Annotated in this window: 20 protein-coding genes and 1 pseudogene; 10 read left to right on the top strand and 11 right to left on the bottom strand. The window is 43.8% G+C overall.

The genetic code is table 11. The annotated features are described in order from the left end of the window. Positions 1 to 73 precede the first annotated feature (73 nt). Together BJP34_RS03135 and BJP34_RS03130 are read right to left on the bottom strand one after the other, a co-directional pair. Positions 74 to 1,984: an energy transducer TonB gene (locus BJP34_RS03135; protein WP_070391083.1), complete on the bottom strand. Its 1,911-nt coding sequence runs from the start codon at positions 1,982 to 1,984 to the stop codon at positions 74 to 76. A 159-nt stretch (positions 1,985 to 2,143) separates the two neighbouring features. Next, positions 2,144 to 2,854, bottom strand: coding sequence for a precorrin-2 C(20)-methyltransferase (locus BJP34_RS03130; protein WP_070391082.1), 711 nt, complete (start codon positions 2,852 to 2,854; stop codon positions 2,144 to 2,146). A gap of 40 nt (positions 2,855 to 2,894) precedes the next feature. Between BJP34_RS03130 and BJP34_RS03125 the strand changes: the two genes are divergently transcribed. The 6 genes and pseudogenes from BJP34_RS03125 (at position 2,895) to BJP34_RS38545 (ending at position 5,883) form a co-directional block, all read left to right on the top strand. Further along, positions 2,895 to 3,599, top strand: coding sequence for an esterase/lipase family protein (locus BJP34_RS03125; RefSeq protein WP_070391081.1), 705 nt, complete (start codon positions 2,895 to 2,897; stop codon positions 3,597 to 3,599). 437 nt (positions 3,600 to 4,036) lie between these two features. Continuing rightward, positions 4,037 to 4,219, top strand: coding sequence for a pentapeptide repeat-containing protein (locus tag BJP34_RS03120; RefSeq protein ID WP_070391080.1), 183 nt, complete (start codon positions 4,037 to 4,039; stop codon positions 4,217 to 4,219). 182 nt (positions 4,220 to 4,401) lie between these two features. After that, positions 4,402 to 4,671, top strand: a complete 270-nt coding sequence (locus BJP34_RS03115) for a ribbon-helix-helix domain-containing protein (RefSeq protein WP_070391079.1) — start codon at positions 4,402 to 4,404, stop codon at positions 4,669 to 4,671. Between the two features lie 8 nt (positions 4,672 to 4,679). Next, positions 4,680 to 5,024 carry a type II toxin-antitoxin system RelE/ParE family toxin gene (locus BJP34_RS03110; protein ID WP_070391078.1) on the top strand — a complete coding sequence of 115 codons (345 nt, stop codon included), beginning with the start codon at positions 4,680 to 4,682 and terminating at the stop codon, positions 5,022 to 5,024. 392 nt (positions 5,025 to 5,416) lie between these two features. Next, positions 5,417 to 5,707 (top strand): annotated as a pseudogene (locus BJP34_RS35945) (hypothetical protein). A 2-nt stretch (positions 5,708 to 5,709) separates the two neighbouring features. Then, a complete protein-coding gene (locus BJP34_RS38545; RefSeq protein WP_229424222.1) occupies positions 5,710 to 5,883 on the top strand; it encodes a hypothetical protein in 174 nt (57 codons plus the stop codon). 104 nt (positions 5,884 to 5,987) lie between these two features. Here the strand turns inward: BJP34_RS38545 and BJP34_RS45385 are convergent, their stop codons facing one another. The 3 genes from BJP34_RS45385 to BJP34_RS48285 form a co-directional block, all read right to left on the bottom strand. Next, positions 5,988 to 6,131: a hypothetical protein gene (locus BJP34_RS45385; protein WP_168166492.1), complete on the bottom strand. Its 144-nt coding sequence runs from the start codon at positions 6,129 to 6,131 to the stop codon at positions 5,988 to 5,990. Positions 6,132 to 6,313: 182 nt separating this feature from the next. Next, entirely contained in the window at positions 6,314 to 6,655 is a 342-nt protein-coding gene (locus tag BJP34_RS03100; protein ID WP_070391076.1) for a hypothetical protein, read from the bottom strand. Positions 6,656 to 6,924: 269 nt separating this feature from the next. Then, a complete protein-coding gene (locus BJP34_RS48285; RefSeq protein WP_267876464.1) occupies positions 6,925 to 7,050 on the bottom strand; it encodes a hypothetical protein in 126 nt (41 codons plus the stop codon). A 148-nt stretch (positions 7,051 to 7,198) separates the two neighbouring features. Between BJP34_RS48285 and BJP34_RS03095 the strand changes: the two genes are divergently transcribed. Beyond that, a complete protein-coding gene (locus tag BJP34_RS03095) occupies positions 7,199 to 7,771 on the top strand; it encodes a Uma2 family endonuclease (RefSeq protein ID WP_070391075.1) in 573 nt (190 codons plus the stop codon). A gap of 29 nt (positions 7,772 to 7,800) precedes the next feature. Here the strand turns inward: BJP34_RS03095 and BJP34_RS03090 are convergent, their stop codons facing one another. Further along, on the bottom strand, positions 7,801 to 8,193 hold the full coding sequence (locus tag BJP34_RS03090) for a DUF5615 family PIN-like protein (RefSeq protein ID WP_070391074.1): 393 nt from the start codon (positions 8,191 to 8,193) through the stop codon (positions 7,801 to 7,803). Positions 8,194 to 8,195: 2 nt separating this feature from the next. Next, the gene (locus BJP34_RS03085) at positions 8,196 to 8,570 is read right to left on the bottom strand and encodes a DUF433 domain-containing protein (RefSeq protein WP_070391073.1); all 375 of its coding nucleotides are present in this window, start codon (positions 8,568 to 8,570) and stop codon (positions 8,196 to 8,198) included. A gap of 187 nt (positions 8,571 to 8,757) precedes the next feature. Here BJP34_RS03085 and BJP34_RS42205 point away from each other — a divergent pair, with 187 nt between their 5' ends. Beyond that, complete coding sequence (locus BJP34_RS42205) at positions 8,758 to 9,066, top strand: hypothetical protein (protein ID WP_158516969.1); 309 nt, start codon at positions 8,758 to 8,760, stop codon at positions 9,064 to 9,066. 15 nt (positions 9,067 to 9,081) lie between these two features. Next, positions 9,082 to 9,849, top strand: coding sequence for a peroxiredoxin-like family protein (locus BJP34_RS03080; protein ID WP_070391072.1), 768 nt, complete (start codon positions 9,082 to 9,084; stop codon positions 9,847 to 9,849). 172 nt (positions 9,850 to 10,021) lie between these two features. Here the strand turns inward: BJP34_RS03080 and BJP34_RS03075 are convergent, their stop codons facing one another. Then, the gene (locus BJP34_RS03075) at positions 10,022 to 10,213 is read right to left on the bottom strand and encodes a hypothetical protein (RefSeq protein WP_070391071.1); all 192 of its coding nucleotides are present in this window, start codon (positions 10,211 to 10,213) and stop codon (positions 10,022 to 10,024) included. Between the two features lie 32 nt (positions 10,214 to 10,245). Continuing rightward, positions 10,246 to 10,476: a hypothetical protein gene (locus tag BJP34_RS03070; protein ID WP_070391070.1), complete on the bottom strand. Its 231-nt coding sequence runs from the start codon at positions 10,474 to 10,476 to the stop codon at positions 10,246 to 10,248. A gap of 76 nt (positions 10,477 to 10,552) precedes the next feature. On the opposite strand from BJP34_RS03070, the gene BJP34_RS03065 reads away from it, so the two are divergent. Then, positions 10,553 to 11,533: a flagellar assembly protein H gene (locus BJP34_RS03065; RefSeq protein ID WP_070391069.1), complete on the top strand. Its 981-nt coding sequence runs from the start codon at positions 10,553 to 10,555 to the stop codon at positions 11,531 to 11,533. Positions 11,534 to 11,881: 348 nt separating this feature from the next. Here BJP34_RS03065 and BJP34_RS03060 read toward each other — a convergent pair whose 3' ends face one another. Beyond that, entirely contained in the window at positions 11,882 to 12,664 is a 783-nt protein-coding gene (locus BJP34_RS03060) for a hypothetical protein (RefSeq protein ID WP_070391068.1), read from the bottom strand. Between the two features lie 115 nt (positions 12,665 to 12,779). Beyond that, the gene (locus BJP34_RS03055) at positions 12,780 to 14,843 is read right to left on the bottom strand and encodes a glycosyltransferase family 88 protein (protein ID WP_070391067.1); all 2,064 of its coding nucleotides are present in this window, start codon (positions 14,841 to 14,843) and stop codon (positions 12,780 to 12,782) included. Positions 14,844 to 14,862 lie beyond the last annotated feature (19 nt).

Here is a 14,862-nt window from a genome sequence, read left to right as displayed (position 1 = left end):
CTCAATTCTTAATTCTAAAATAATGTTAATGCTCCATTGACCAACAACCCAGGCTTTCACTAACAGAAAACTCTTATTTACAAGACCTTGAAGATGGTGTTGTAAAGGAGTCTATTCTGTTGCGCCTGCGAGCTGATCTAGATTTGAACTTGCATGCTTTATCCTCTTGTGAGTTTTGGTTTTCAGTGGCTGCTGCTGGAACGGATTCTTTCCCTGAGTTTTCATTAGTAGCTTGAGCTGGCTTCACTGGCACAGCTGTCGTATTGGTAGTATTTTCCTGAGTAGTATTTTCCTGAGTAGTATTTTCCCGCACTGGTACTAACACCCTCCTCGGTTTAGGAGTATTTTCCTGACTAGGAGTATTTTGCTGTACAGGCACTGCTCTAGGTCTAGGAGTATTTTCCTGACTAGGAGTATTGTCCCGCACTGGTACTGATACCCTCCTGGGTTTAGGAGTATTTTCCTGAGTAGAGGTATTGTCCCGCACTGGTACTCTCACCCTCCTGGGTTTAGGAGTCGAGTCTTGGCTAGAGGTATTTTCCCGCACTGGTACTCTCACCCTCCTGGGTTTAGGAGTCGAGTCTTGGCTAGAGGTATTTTCCCGCACTGGTACTGATATTGTTCTGGGTCTAGTGTTGGAATTTTCCCTAGCACTATTCGGTTTTACTGGAACTGATACTGTCCTATTGTTATCGGTAGAGTTATTATTAGCAGAGTTATTGCTAGGGGTTTCTGGCTTAGGCACTACTATTACTGGGTTGTTGGCAGCAGCGTTTTCCCCACTAACATTTGGCTTTGCTGGAACTGGCTGGTTAGCAGTTTCTTGGAAAACCGATAGACTAGGACAGTTGCCTTGATCATAGTCAAAGGCTACTTTGACCTGGTATGGTTTTGTTGTGCCAGTTTTGTTGTTAAACTTGCGGAACTGAATATCTTCCAGTGCCTGCTGATTTAAAATGCCGTACCCTGCACTCTGAATCAGCTGTGCATTAGTCACTTCACCATTAGCACCTACTAAAATTCCGAAGACTGTTGTGCCTTCTAGTTTCTTAATACAAGCGTCTTTCGGATAAGTAGCACTAACTGTTATTGCTTCTGGTATGACTTCCTTTTTGGGTAAGGTATCCTTTACCAAAGCCATCCATTCCACCAGGTTTTTCCTAGCTTCCTCATCACTGGTATTGGTTACATCTTTTCTCAGTTGCTTCCGCCGCATCCGCACTTGAGCTACTAAATTGTTCTGACGTTGTCGTGCGATCGCAACAGCACTAGAAGGTACTGGTTTAGTAGGCTCAGAAGGAGGAGGGGTGATGGAAAATTGTGGTGGTGGAGGAGGTGGAGTAACCGATACCGGTGGCTGTTGGTTAGGAACCTCTAATGGGTCAGGAATCTGGTTGCTAGAATTCCCAAATACTGGCAAGGAACCGGTCTGGAAGGAACCTGGATTCAAAGACTCTGTATCGAATTTGAACTGAGGTCGCGGTGGTGGGGCTGGTAGTGGTGTCCTGGGTTTTGGTGGTAGCTGGATCGGGAAAGACCCTCTGGTGATAACCGGTCTTTGGCGGTTTAGCAGTGGTAAAGGATACTTACCAATTGTGGGTAAGGGTTTTATCGGTAAGGATCTCAGAGGTGGGGGTGTGGGAATTTTTTTCAGGGGCTTGAGAGGAGGTATTGAAGGTAGCGGTGGTGGAGGGGGTGGGAAAGCACTAAATAACGAAGGGATGGAGGGATTGCTTGGAGTCTTGGCATTAGGTAGAGCTGGCAGGGTCAGTGGTGGTGCAGCCGACTTGGGCACACGGCTCAGTTGTTGAGGGCTTAACTCCAACACTTGCACCATTGAGTCTCCCTTAGGCTTTTGATTCTTCAACAAATCACCTAAGATCGGTACGATTAGCATATGAACCCCCAGAGAGGCGGTAACAGAAATCACTAGGGGGTGACTTAGCATTTCTGGGATGTTTTTAATTAAAGAAGCATCGGACATGGCAGTTATTTTTCACTTATTTCCATAGTTGCTAATAAGCTCTCGGCTGAGGAGATGCTTATTCAATTCAGTCTTGGCAAATCTATTGAGCGATCGTGCTGGGGCTAGCTATAACAACTACATCGATGGCTGAAACATTGCTATCTATTGGTTTGCTATCTATTGGTTTACCTTAACAATTAGCAGAGAAAAATAGGGTAATGCCAGATTAGGGCGATCGCATAAATTACGATATATCACCTGCTCCGGTAGAGTTGCTCGTTCTACCACATAGGCATTTTCCAACAACTGATGTCGATGCAGCACTTGCCACACCTGCTTATAAACCGAACTGACTTTGAGCAGGACTACTACATCTGCCCAAGTCAAAACCTTTTCCAGTTCTTCGACATTATAGAGAGCTGGTAGCACCACCAGGCGCTGATCACGAATGGTCAAGGGTAATCCCAACACCGATGCTGTAGCCATGGGGGAAGATACCCCTGGTACAGTTTGAATCAGGCTTTGAGGATGCAACTGTTGTAGCATCTGTGCCAAATAGGTAAATGTGCTGTAAAAACTCACATCTCCTTCGCACACAAATGCTACGTCTTGCCCTAATCCTAGATAATTCCAGACTTGCTCAGCAGCAACTTGCCATGCTTGGGTCAAGATAGCGGTATCCTGCACATATGGAAATGTCAAGGGTAACTGCACCTGATGATTCTCCAACCATTGAGCGACAATCTGTTGAGCCATTCCTGGTTTTCCACGGACTCCAGTAGGAAAGGCTACTACTGGTGCCTGTTTCAATATACGTAGTGCTTTGAGGGTGATCAGGTCAGGATCCCCAGGACCAACACTTATACCATAAAGTGTACCTAGTTTCACAAAAGTTTAAAATTATCTATAAAATTTAAAATTACCACCGATGCCATTACCAACTGTTATTTTACCGGGCTATTTTGCTAGCGCTAGTGAATACCGTGATTTAGAACAATCACTACAACAGCTAGGGATTGCCGCAACTACTGTACCAATACGCCAACAGGATTGGTTTCCTACCCTCGGTGGTCGCTCTGTGGTGCCAATTTTGCGAAAAATCGACCAAGCTGTTAAACAACAGTTGGAGAAGCATAACACGTCACAGATTAATTTAATCGGTCACTCTGCTGGTGGCTGGATTGCCAGGATATATCTAGGAGAAAAGCCTTACACGATTCATGGAGATGTTACTGATGACTCGGTAGGGTTATGGAATGCTCATTCCTATATCTCTACTTTAGTGACTCTGGGTACACCCCATCTCAGTCAGGAACGTTGGACTAAACGCAATCTTGATTTTGTGAATGATAACTATCCAGGGGCGTTTCACCAAGATGTCCATTATATTTGTGTCGCTGGTAAGGCTATTTATGGTAAGCGACGTTTAGGCAGCTGGTTGGCTTACAACAGTTACAAGCTCACTTGTGGAGAAGGGAATTGCTGGGGAGATGGGATTACTCCCATTGCTGCTGCTCATTTGGCTGGAGCCACTAATATTACTCTTGATCAGGTGCTGCATTCTCCAAGAAGGAAGGGGCTTTGGTATGGTTCACCTGAGGTAAGAGAGGCTTGGGTGAAGTGTTTAGGTTGAAGGTTTATAAGGTTTAGAAGGTTGAAGGTTTATAAGGTTGAAGGTTGAAGGTTGAAGGTTGAAGGTTATTTGGTTTAAGGTTATTTGGTTTAAGGTGTAGGGTGCGTTAGGGGCGGGCGAGTCATGATTTTCCCCCTCTTCGCCCCTTGTTGAAATAGCCCGCACCGTAACGCACCATCAGGTGAAACAGCAAAAATGAGATGCACCCTATCTAGAACTTAATGCGATCGCAATGGTAGAAGTCGGTTTCAGCTACGACAACCTATCCCTGGATATTTGTCTGGAACAGTCTGTAAGTTAATAAACACAATCAATAGGGGTTTATTAAGAATTATTACCAATTGATTGACAACAAGGGTTTATCATAGTAATTATATTAGAATTAAACTTACCGACTTCCTTTTCACTGTTGCCTTTCCTATATATGATTATCGCTGATGAAAGCTAAAGAAGTTCTGAGACGATATGCAGCAGGGAAACGGGATTTCCAAGGGGTAAATCTTAGAGGTCAATCGTTTCAGGGGAAAGACCTTTCAGGAGCAGATTTTAGTTACGCTGATATTCAAGGAACGAACTTTAAGAAAGCTACTCTTACCGGGATTAGTTTGATGGAAGCCTAGGAACTTCATTGTTTTAGGGAGTAGAGAGCTGAGGCCGTAGGCCACGCGGGGCGCGTTCGGAGTAGGGAGTAGGCAGTGACTGTGTGACTGGTGACAGCTAAAGGGCAATATATGCGAAATATTGCCCTTTAGCTGATGTAATGTTACAGTTTTGATAAACACTTGCTGTCAAGGAGCTTGCTATGCCGTCTGTGAACAATCAGCCCCCCAAACGCATCAACGCTACATTGCCGGAACCGCTAGCGCAATTTGTCGCCGAGATGACAGGAGAAAACGGGCTATACGAAACCCCCAGTGAATTTGTTCGGGATCTCATTCGCAAACATATGGAAAAAACTGCTGCGGCTGAACGATACGCCATAAACAGCTTATTGCGGCAGTCTCTCCAGGAGAACAGTTATACCCCTCTGACAGAGGATGATGCCGACACCATTCGCCATAGCCTCAGTTAAATAGCACGATGACATTCTCCATGCAAAAAAGTGCCCTGTTTATGCGACAGTGGCGGGACTATGCACAGAATTACAAAAATCGTGCTGGAGTAGATGTGGCCGAACGATTCATCGCCGCCGTAGAGCAAGCCTTGGATTTCATCAAAAACAATCCCTATGCTTGCGCTCTCTACGATGCCGGTGAAGGATACGAGGATCTGCAAGTCTATCAATTCAGAAAATGGCGCTTGCAAGGTTTTCCCCATGCGGTGCTGTTCCGCTTAGAAGATAACGCAACCATCCTGGTGGAAGTCCTGTATGCCCATAAAATGCATATACCATCGCGTCTTATGAGTGATATGGAAGGGATTTAGTTAGCTGTCCGGCAAAATTCATCCCACACCTATGCTACGCATTAGGTGTGGGATGAATTTTGCACAGGGTATGTATGGAATTGCTATAATATATGTACTGATAAACAAAGCCGAAAATGCTGGTTTGTCAGCTATTTACTAGGGAAAAAATCGAATTTTTGTATTGTTCCGGCGCGGAGGGGCATCCCGTGTCGTTAATAAAGCTTGCCGAGTATCCGAACCGTTGGGTGGAGTTGGCAAGAAGCCTACACTGAACTCGAAGAGTCAGTGTAGGAGTATGTCACGTAAGGTGATGTTTTCTTAAACATCAATGGGGAGAGGGGAAACGCGGGGACGCGGAAAAGCAACAAAAGTTGTTATTGTACAGTTGTTCAACAACATAGGGATTTCCCATGCCTAGGCTTTCTATTGAGATCACCCCAGAACAGCATCAGAAGCTCAAAGCGATGTTCCTTTAGAACCGCTTCGCGAACGCAGCCCTGAGCGGCAAAACTATTAAGGAATATGTCCTTGAACGCTCTCTGCCTGATGTGCCCATCAACCCAGAACTAAGCTCCGAAGAAGCCCTGGCTCAACTGTCTGCCTTTCTCAAGCCGAGAATAGAAGCGGCTGAACGGGGTGAATTCTCCCCCAGCACTTTTGCAGATATTAAGCAGAAAGCACGTAACAACATCCAGTCCTGAACATGCCCTCATTCATGCTCACAGATGGAGCAGAGCAGCATTTAGAAGCTTTAGAGCTTGAAAGGCTGGAAAAACAACAGGCATCACAACGAGCAGAACAGGCAGAAGCTTCCTTGCAAGCCTTGCGGTCGCAGTTAAAAGCAAAGGGCATAGATCCAGAACAGTTCGAGCTATGAACCCCACAATTTCGATGTCAAAAACAAGCAAGAAGGGAGCTCCCAGCCCCAGTGCATCCAAAGCCAGAAACCCTTATTCCCCCTGTTTTAAGTTGATATTGCCCTTAACTAATCAAGACCGTAGAATTTCGCTCAAAGACAAACTCGCCATAGTCTGCAATGTCATCGAGTCCCATTACGTTAAGGCCAACCTCAACTATGAGCCACAGGGTTAGTTTTACCAGTAATTTCTTCCACCGCACATTCATTTGTTTAGGCCAAATGGAGAGTTAGGTATGACTGAAATCTTGAACACTTAGAGTTATCGGCTGATCAGCGCCCCCCTGCCCCCAATTATGGGAGTTAATGATGTTAAATTTTTCCAGAATTGGGGTATAATAGGGGCTAAGGTAGGATATGAATGGACTGGTGCCAGATCTAAGTCTAAGTATTAAGTATTACTCAGGTTGAAGAGTTGAGTTTTAACATGACCCAGATAGCTATAATCATTGATAGTTTCCGGGGATAATCTTCCTCTTGCAATAGCACTTTCTACGAGGTCTTTTGCGGTAACTTTATTGCTTTTTATAGCGCTGATTAAAGCAGCATTACTGGGAATACCTTGGTCAGCAAAGTAGCCTTGATAAGCGAGATAGACGAGGTTAAAAGGTTGAACTTCGACAATATTATTACCGCTGGCGGTGGAGTTTGCAGCGATTTCCGATGCTAAGACGGGAGTGGTAGCGGTGGCAATCAACAACGTGCCTAAGCTGCCAAGTACGAGACGTTTCATCTTTGTTCCTCCTAGAGTTGATTAGTCCAATTGCTTAACTGGTTATCTTGTCTTGATGCAGTCGCTCATGGTTTTGGGTCTGTGTGCGGAACCTGCGTCCGCACCTGTCTTGATGCAGTCGCTCATGGGGGGAACCCCCAAGACCGCGCTGCATCGCTCTCCAGCCCCGTGGAAACCCCCGCATGAAGGCGCTGCATCGCTTAATTACTAGAATGCAGGTATTAACTGAGGAGGAAGTGACCGTTAACTGAGAAGTTGATTAGGTGTTGCTAAGGAAACTGAATTATGGCCGTTATGAAAAAGGTGGATACTTTTGTCCGGGGTTTTAGGGAACAGTGAACAGGGAACAGCGGATCTGGGAGTAGGGAGTAGGGAGCTTCGGAGCAGCGCTGCATCAAGACAGGGCTTGGGGGATTCAAACAATGAGCGCGATGTTCCTTTGGAACCGTTTCGCGATGCTCAGCAGGGTAATTATCCCGACATGAGATTAGCGTATCTGCCAAAATTGATAAAATTAAGATAGATTAACTCAGGAGAATTGGTATGACTGAAACGATTGATCGAGTCAGTTGGATAATCGATGATTTAGAACTATTGCCTCACTCTGAAGGGACAATCTACGAAATAATTGATGGAGAATTATTTGTGACTCGAACGCCTCACCGACGACATCAACAAATTTGTGGCAGAATTTTTAGTTATTTGAATAATTGGTCAGAATCAACAGGTAATGGAGAAACCATTATTACTCCCGGAATTATCTTCTCAGATGCCGATAATGTGATTCCTGATGTAGTGTGGGTAAGCCAAGAAAGATTAGCTCAAATAGAAGATGAAGCCGGACATCTGACCGCAGCACCTGAATTAGTGGTGGAAGTAATTTCTTTTGGTAAAGAAAATGAAAAACGCGACCGCGAAGTGAAAGTAAAATTATATTCAGTTCAAGGGGTAAAAGAATATTGGATTGTCGATCGTTTTCGCAAGCAAGTAGAAGTATATCGCCGAGACAAGGGAAAATTAACTCTAGTTGCTACCTTATTTGATCAGGATGAGTTAACTTCTCCATTATTACCAAATTTTATTGTACTAATCAATCGCTTCTTTCCGGTTAAGTAAAACAGCACTTATAAGGGAAGCTGAAGAATTTACGGAATAAAAATTCGACCGACTCCCAGGTAGTTTTCCAGATCAAGCACAATTTCAATCAATCGGGTAGCGCATTTTTGCCGATAACTACTCTCGTCAAGTCGATCTGGGTTACCAATTGTCAGAATTGGCAACGAAGTTGGTGTATTGTCCTCACGAATTGTTTGCTCTAGAGAGTCTTCTCCCTTCATATTTCGGTTAGCGGTAATCAGGATCATTTGGTTGCTCTGAGCAAAGTGCCAAACGGCGCGATCGCTACTATCCATTGGCAAGTCAGCGTCCTGAAATGTAAAGAAGCGAATAGGTAACAGTTCCAGCCATCCTTCAGCCGAGAGTGTTCCCCAAAATAGAACAGCATCGCCAGTTAAATTGTAGTCAATCAGAAAGTTCATGGCTATGCCTGGGCTTCAATTCGCGCTTTCCATGCTTGGAGTTTTGCACGGAGGGCTTCCTGACCTGGCTTCGGAGGCATTGCTGCGATCTTGGTAAATCGTTCTCGATTTCGCTCTTCCCAATATTGCCGAATTTCCTTTGCTGTTTGGAGACATTCTTGGTATTCCGCTTCAAACTCAACATGATGAGTTTCAATGTAGGCTAGCGCTGAACGAATCTGATCATGATTAAGACCGAGTTTTTCACAGATCAACTGTTGTGGATACTGAGCCTTCAGGTAATCCATCACGTCGTAAAGAGTGATGCGTGTACCTGCGATTGTCAATCCCCGCTCTGTCCGAATGATTGCTGGTTCTTCAGTAGGTGCTGAGACCATATTAAACCTCCTATCCCTGCTGGATAGCGATCTATTCCCTTGATACCTAGAATCCATTATATCCAAAGCCCGATCGCTCATTCATTCAGTTGATTGGCGATCGTACCAGGCTCAACTCGATGGTACTTTGAAGTAAGTCCCGAATTTACGATCGAGGCCGATAAATACCTTTGATTGAGGCAGCAATTTGAGTAGACCTGCTGGTAGGATTGAGTATCTGCCTTGGCTGGCAATGGAAACCCACCAACAGCCTCCTGATTTAGCAGTAATTCAACAATTTATAGAAGAAGCGAACGCGCCCCGCGTGACCTACGGTCAATCGCTTTTAGCGGAAGCTTCGCTTGCTTCATATAGCAATCCGTGTAGGAATTGTGAGAATTTTGTTCCCTGTTCCCTACTCTCTGTTCCCTGTTCCCTGTTCCCTGTTCCCTTTGGTATAGCAAAGCTCAAACCAATGTCCAAACGTGCTTTACTTTTAATACTACATTCCCCTTAAAACAACCGGTTTAAAATGAATCCTTACACAATCTTAAATCAGACCCAGTGCCAGCGGGTAAGTGATGGAGTCATCCTGCCACTTCTGAGCGGTTGTGAGTCAGCCACCCGCCAGCTGGTACTTGTCTGGCCCCAACTTGGAGATTTCGACAGTCTCGAATACGCTTGGTGGCTGCAACGGGAAGCAAAAAAGTTACAGGGGGAGGGTATAGTAATACGAGCTGTTGGTATTGGTAATCGCGATTCTGGTAAACGATTCTGTAACTATACGGGGTTTCCTGGGGATTGGTTGTTTGTCTCTCCCAATGCACAGCTGCACCAGCAGCTTAATCTTTATCCAGGACTATCGCTCAAGCTACCAGGGCTCTCAATAAGCCTAAATACCTACTTGAATTTGCTGCTGATGTGTGCGGGTATTGGTAGTCCTGGCACTCTAGCTGAAGTATTTCGAGGCTATTGGGGCGATAGTCAGGCTCCCCAGTTGCTCGATGATGAGGAGGTTGTGCGAGGTATACCACTTCCCCCTATCAAGGGCTCATTCTTCAGGCTGGCTGGTGGCAAAGGTTTTCAAAGACCCTTTGAATTGGCAACCCTGCGGCTGCGGAATATGACAGAGGTTTTAAGCCACTGGAATACTTATGTACCCAATGGGGCTTATCTGACCCAGCGAGGGGGAACCTTCTTATTCGATTCACAGGGAAAATTACTCTACGAATACCGGGATTGCGGGCTCCTTGGCTTTGCTCAGAATATGAGTCGTCCACTGTCGTTTTTATTAGATTAGCTCTAGCAAAGGGATAGTAACAATCTCTTGATAGAGCTAGTGTAATCGAACGTACCCTACCAATTGGTTCCGTTTGTCCGTTATTTGGGTTATGGTAAATATCGTGTTTCCCACCATGTCGAATTCATTTAGCAACCGGATTTTTATAAGTAGGCAATTAAATCGCGTCAAATCATGCAAGCTCAAGTTCTGCGACTCTCTTAATTCCGGGAATTTCTTCACTAGTAAATGTTCTATAGAGTACAGCTAAGTTCTCTTTTAATTCTTCACGATCAACCCCTTGTGTCCAATGATCGGGAAATTCATTCAAATAGCCCAAAAACATCCCATCCGCTTCTTTCCAATATGTATATGTAATTTTCATGGATTTTACCCTATTTTCGCGCTTCGATACTCTCAAATCATTTTCTTTTCTTTGTCAGACGCGCAAACGGTTTTACTTACCGACAATAAGTAACCTCTTATTAATTTTAACCAATCCCCATCAGTGTAAGCAATCCCCACCCGATCGCCATCGATGATGCGATCGCACTTCAGCAAATCATCAAGATAGAATGTAGGGTGGGGAACGCGACAGCGCAACCCACCGCAGATTCCGGTTGGGGTGGTGCGTTCCCAAATACCCATCAATCTCCCAGTCGCAATGGTTTCAGGGAACACACCCTACAGGCGATCGCACTGAAATGTCAAGACTATTTCTCTTATGACCCGATTTATTCACGACCAATTTGCCAAAGATTATTTAGAAGAATTATTATCACAATTTGGGGAATGTCAGGCTCCCCTAGAAATCCGCAGCGAAATCCGACAAGTCGATGTATTTTTTGCCCCAGCCAATCAACCACCAACTTCCCCAGAAGCCTTAGGCTTATTAGGGAAATTAGCTACAACGCCTTGTTTGTTTGAACCCTTTAGAAATCCGGTTACTATTAACGAAATTCGGACTTGCCTACTGAAATTATTAGAGGTACACACAGATTTTATTCGTAAAGGGAATCGAGAGAATACTAAGCTTAATGAGGAGAATTACCCGAAATTATGGATTTTGACCCCGACAGCATCATCGGCAATATTAGAAGGCTTTGGTGCTAAGAGTGATCCGGACTATTGGGGTGAGGGAATTTATTTATTACCCTCATTCCAGAGGACTGGATTAGTCGTAATACATAAATTACCAAAGACCTTAGACACTCTATGGTTGAGAATGTTAGGCAGAGGCAGAGTCCAACAACAGGCCATTGATGAATTAGAAGCACTGCCAGAAACAAATCAATTTCGGGAAAATACGTTATTGTTGTTATCTTCTCTGCGTAGTAACTTAGAAGTAAGTAAAGATTTAGAAGAGCAAGACAGGGAGTTAATTATGCGCTTATCACCACTTTTATTAGAAAAATTAGAAGCTGCTACTCAGTCAGGTATAGAGCAGGGTATACAACAAGGTGTGCAGCAAGGTATAGAACAAGGTATAGAGCAAGGTATACAACAAGGTATGCAGCAGGGTCTGAGGATGGAGCGCACTGCGATTATCGAAAACTTGTTGAGAGTGAGGTTTAATGCACTAGATGACCAACTTAGAGGAATTATTGAACCAATGCTGTCCTTATCTAATCAAGAATTTTCCGCTTTAATTTTACAGTTATCTCAGCTATCCCGTGAGGAATTATTAGCAAGATTCAGTGATTAATTCAACGTTCAAAAGTAAAAATTAAAAATGAATGAAGCCCAGTAAGGGATGGTGCGTTCGGTGATAGTCGGTCAAAAAATGTCTTGATAGATCTTTTGTAATCGAACCCACCCTACTTGAGTGACGCCCGCACTATCTCCTCCATTGTGCCAGCGTGTTTTTGGTTAAATTCACCTATTTCTCGATTAACCTCATTTTTCGCAACTTGATCGTCTGGTGAATTTTTATCCTGAACCTCTTGATCTATCGTCTCTTCCGCTTTTGTGCTCTCTTCTTTATCCTCTGTAGTAGAGCTATCGGTGCTAGCAGCATTTTCGGCGGATTGAGAAAATTCAAATAGCTTTTCTCTTAGGGCATAGGCATCACGAACGAACTAATTTGCTCTGGTGGAAGTTGTCTCGCGTCTGCTATTTTTTTATTGATATCCTTGATCTCAGCATCCAGTTCATCTTTGGTCATATTAAACAAATGACCACCAATGGGTTTACCGGCTTCACTTGACCCTAAGGCATCATAATGCTGGCTATAAGACTCTTTGAAGTTATTGAGTAAGGTTTGATAATCAGCGCCAGAGGCATTGGTATCTGAGTCATCTTTTGTGTCACCATCAGCAGAATCCCTGTCACCCTTGGTATTGGTTAAATGATCCATTAAGGCATAGGTATCTTTGAGCATTTTTTTGGTATTGTCTGAAGGGACTTTTACCGCTTTCTCCATCGCCTGAGCGAGTTGATCAACTTGTTGATTGACCTCACTCTCGGTCATGGTAAATGGATTTTTTAATTGATCGAAGCCTTTTACATCCTCCAATTTCTTAAACATATCGCCGGTAGAGTCTTTGAAAGATGCCATTTCCGACTTTGAGATGGGCTGACCACTTGACCTTTTGTCTCTAAGACCTTGCGCCTGCTTTAAAAAAGAAGCAGCATCATCTTTGGACAGGTTAGAAGCACCAGCAAGGGCCTCACTCAATTTCTCTATCTCAGCCTCGGTGGTCATACCAGTGATCGGGTTGATTTTTCCTTGGGATTGGGAATTGGAAGAATCTGAAGAGGCTTTCTTTGCCTTTTTCGCTTTCTTTGCCTCTTTTTTATTCTTGCGGATTTTTTTTACTTTACTAGAGAGTGACATATATAGTTTTTTCCTTGTTTATTATTATTTAATAAATGCAATGGGTCTTGTTGGTACGTTACCCTGTCGCGCTTCGCACCCTACCTGTTCTAGCGCTCGCACATGAGTGTTACTTTTATTGTTTTTTTCTTTTTAGTCGATTTATATGTTTTTTTTCTGCTAGTATTTGGCGCTGTTTTACGGAATCGTTGTTTGGTTGATTTTGACGGGAGGGTGATGTTTTTTTTAAAATTCCCTGGGCGGTTCCGGTTGTTTTGGATTGTTTGTTCTTTCCTTTTTTGGGGTCTGATGGTTTGATTCGCTTGGCGGTTCCGGTTTTTTGGGATTGTTTTTTCTTTCCTTTTTTGGGGTCTGATGGTTGGTCTTGTTCACCCTTTTGCTCATCTTTTTGGTTGGGGATCCAGGATAGCCCCTCCAAATTTTGTGCTCGTTGTAACAATGTCTGATTCGATTCGTTCCAATTCGGGATGTTGTCTGAATGGTACATTTTACCTTCATTGACAGCGTAAAAACTGCAAGATTCCTGTAATTTCCTCATGGTTGTTCGCAAGAAGCTAGAATCTTGTTTATTAAACAATAGATGACTCTTGCTGGTCTCTTCAGTGGGTGGCCAACCGTGCAAAACAGCCGTGCTGACTGCGAATGGACCTGATATTTGCGTCACAAGCGGTCGAAATATGTTTCTCTTCCATTCATCTGATTTATTATTGAATTTATCCTGCTCTTCTTGGCTCCACTGATTCCCCATAAAAGTCTTCACATTATCCCAGTTTTTCACATTAGTTACTTCCTTTCGTAATGAAAACAATGGGTTTTTTTTGTCAGATTTTGCAATGCTATTGTACCCTTCACTATTCGTTAAAAGCGTCACGCCTTCCCATTGGAATACATTCATCGCGTATTCATATCTGGTTATAATTTCACTTTTTATCGCCTTAAGTAACTTCTGAGCTTCGTCTCCATTAATCTGATCACAAACACCAATCATATCTGTGTTTATGCCCACTTTCTCAAGTAGTAAGTTTCTCTGAGAGGGATGGTCATCAATAGTTGAACCCATGTTAAATAGGATTGGGCTATTAACCTTTAATTTTTTACTTTCAGTAGCCTCATTTGGGGCTTCATCGAAATTCGGTTTAATATCAATATCGATATATATGCCTTCACTGATTATCGGTGTTATCCACCTGACCAAGTCACTAGCCGCTGCTACGTTTCCTCCTCTTTGATTGGAGTAGTTCAACTCCAATTTCGCTAGTTTATATAACTTTATATCGTCTTTATTCATATTTTTTAGACTCAGTTTGTCGAAATCTATAGCCTGTATCTTATTTTTACGGCAATATTCATTTAGGTCTGTCTGCGCTTGTTCATTCAACATGTTTCCACTATATACCAGACTTGTCTTTCCTCCTTTTTGCTCCGCTTTTTGGGCTCGTTCTTTTATAAGCTCTTTGTCATTCGCTCGTATCCATTGATCTGGTTGTGTGCTAAACCAAATCGAGACAGTATCAAAGACACGTAGGTTATACCCCCCCTCCGACTCGCCTTGGTCGCCCTCCTCGCCTTGGTTGCCCTCCCCAATTTGGTCGTCCCCTTCGGCTGGGTCGTCCCCATCAATTGGGAAGCTCCTTTGCGTATAGTTGCCTTCCCCAATTTGGTCGTCCCCTTCGGCTGGGTCGTCCCCATCAATTGGGAAGCTCCTTTGCGTATAGTCGCTGTCATCGCTGTGGTCGTCCCCATCAATTGGGAAGCTATTTTGCGTATAGTTGCCCTCCCCAATTTGGTCGTCCCCTTCGGTTGGGTCGCCCTCCCCGGTTTGGAAGTTATCCTCCCTTGGGATGTCCTCATCGCCTACGACCTTCATATTTTTCTCAAAACCTATTTTTGCTAAATCCGTTGGCGAAATCGACCACAAGATGTGTTGTAAGTGATGTGTAGCGGCAACAAGTCCTTCTTCGGGTATGTAAATGGTTGCTTCGTCTTCCGAGCCATCCTGGCTTTTCTTGATTTCCAAAACGTTACCCCACTGATTTGCGAGATTGCTTTCTTGAGCTACTTGTCCTGCTTCACCTAACATTTTGTCTTGTTTATATTTGTCGTCCTTTAAAAATTTATCTGGTACGTTAAATGTCTTGCTTTGTCCTTCTTGACCTATTTCTTTGATTGTGAGTTTCATAGTAACCTTCTTTAAGTTT

The sequence above is a fragment of the Moorena producens PAL-8-15-08-1 genome (assembly GCF_001767235.1).
GTDB lineage: Bacteria > Cyanobacteriota > Cyanobacteriia > Cyanobacteriales > Coleofasciculaceae > Moorena > Moorena producens_A.
The sequence above is the reverse complement of the archived record's forward strand: the minus strand, read 5'-3'. Positions and strand labels throughout refer to the sequence as shown.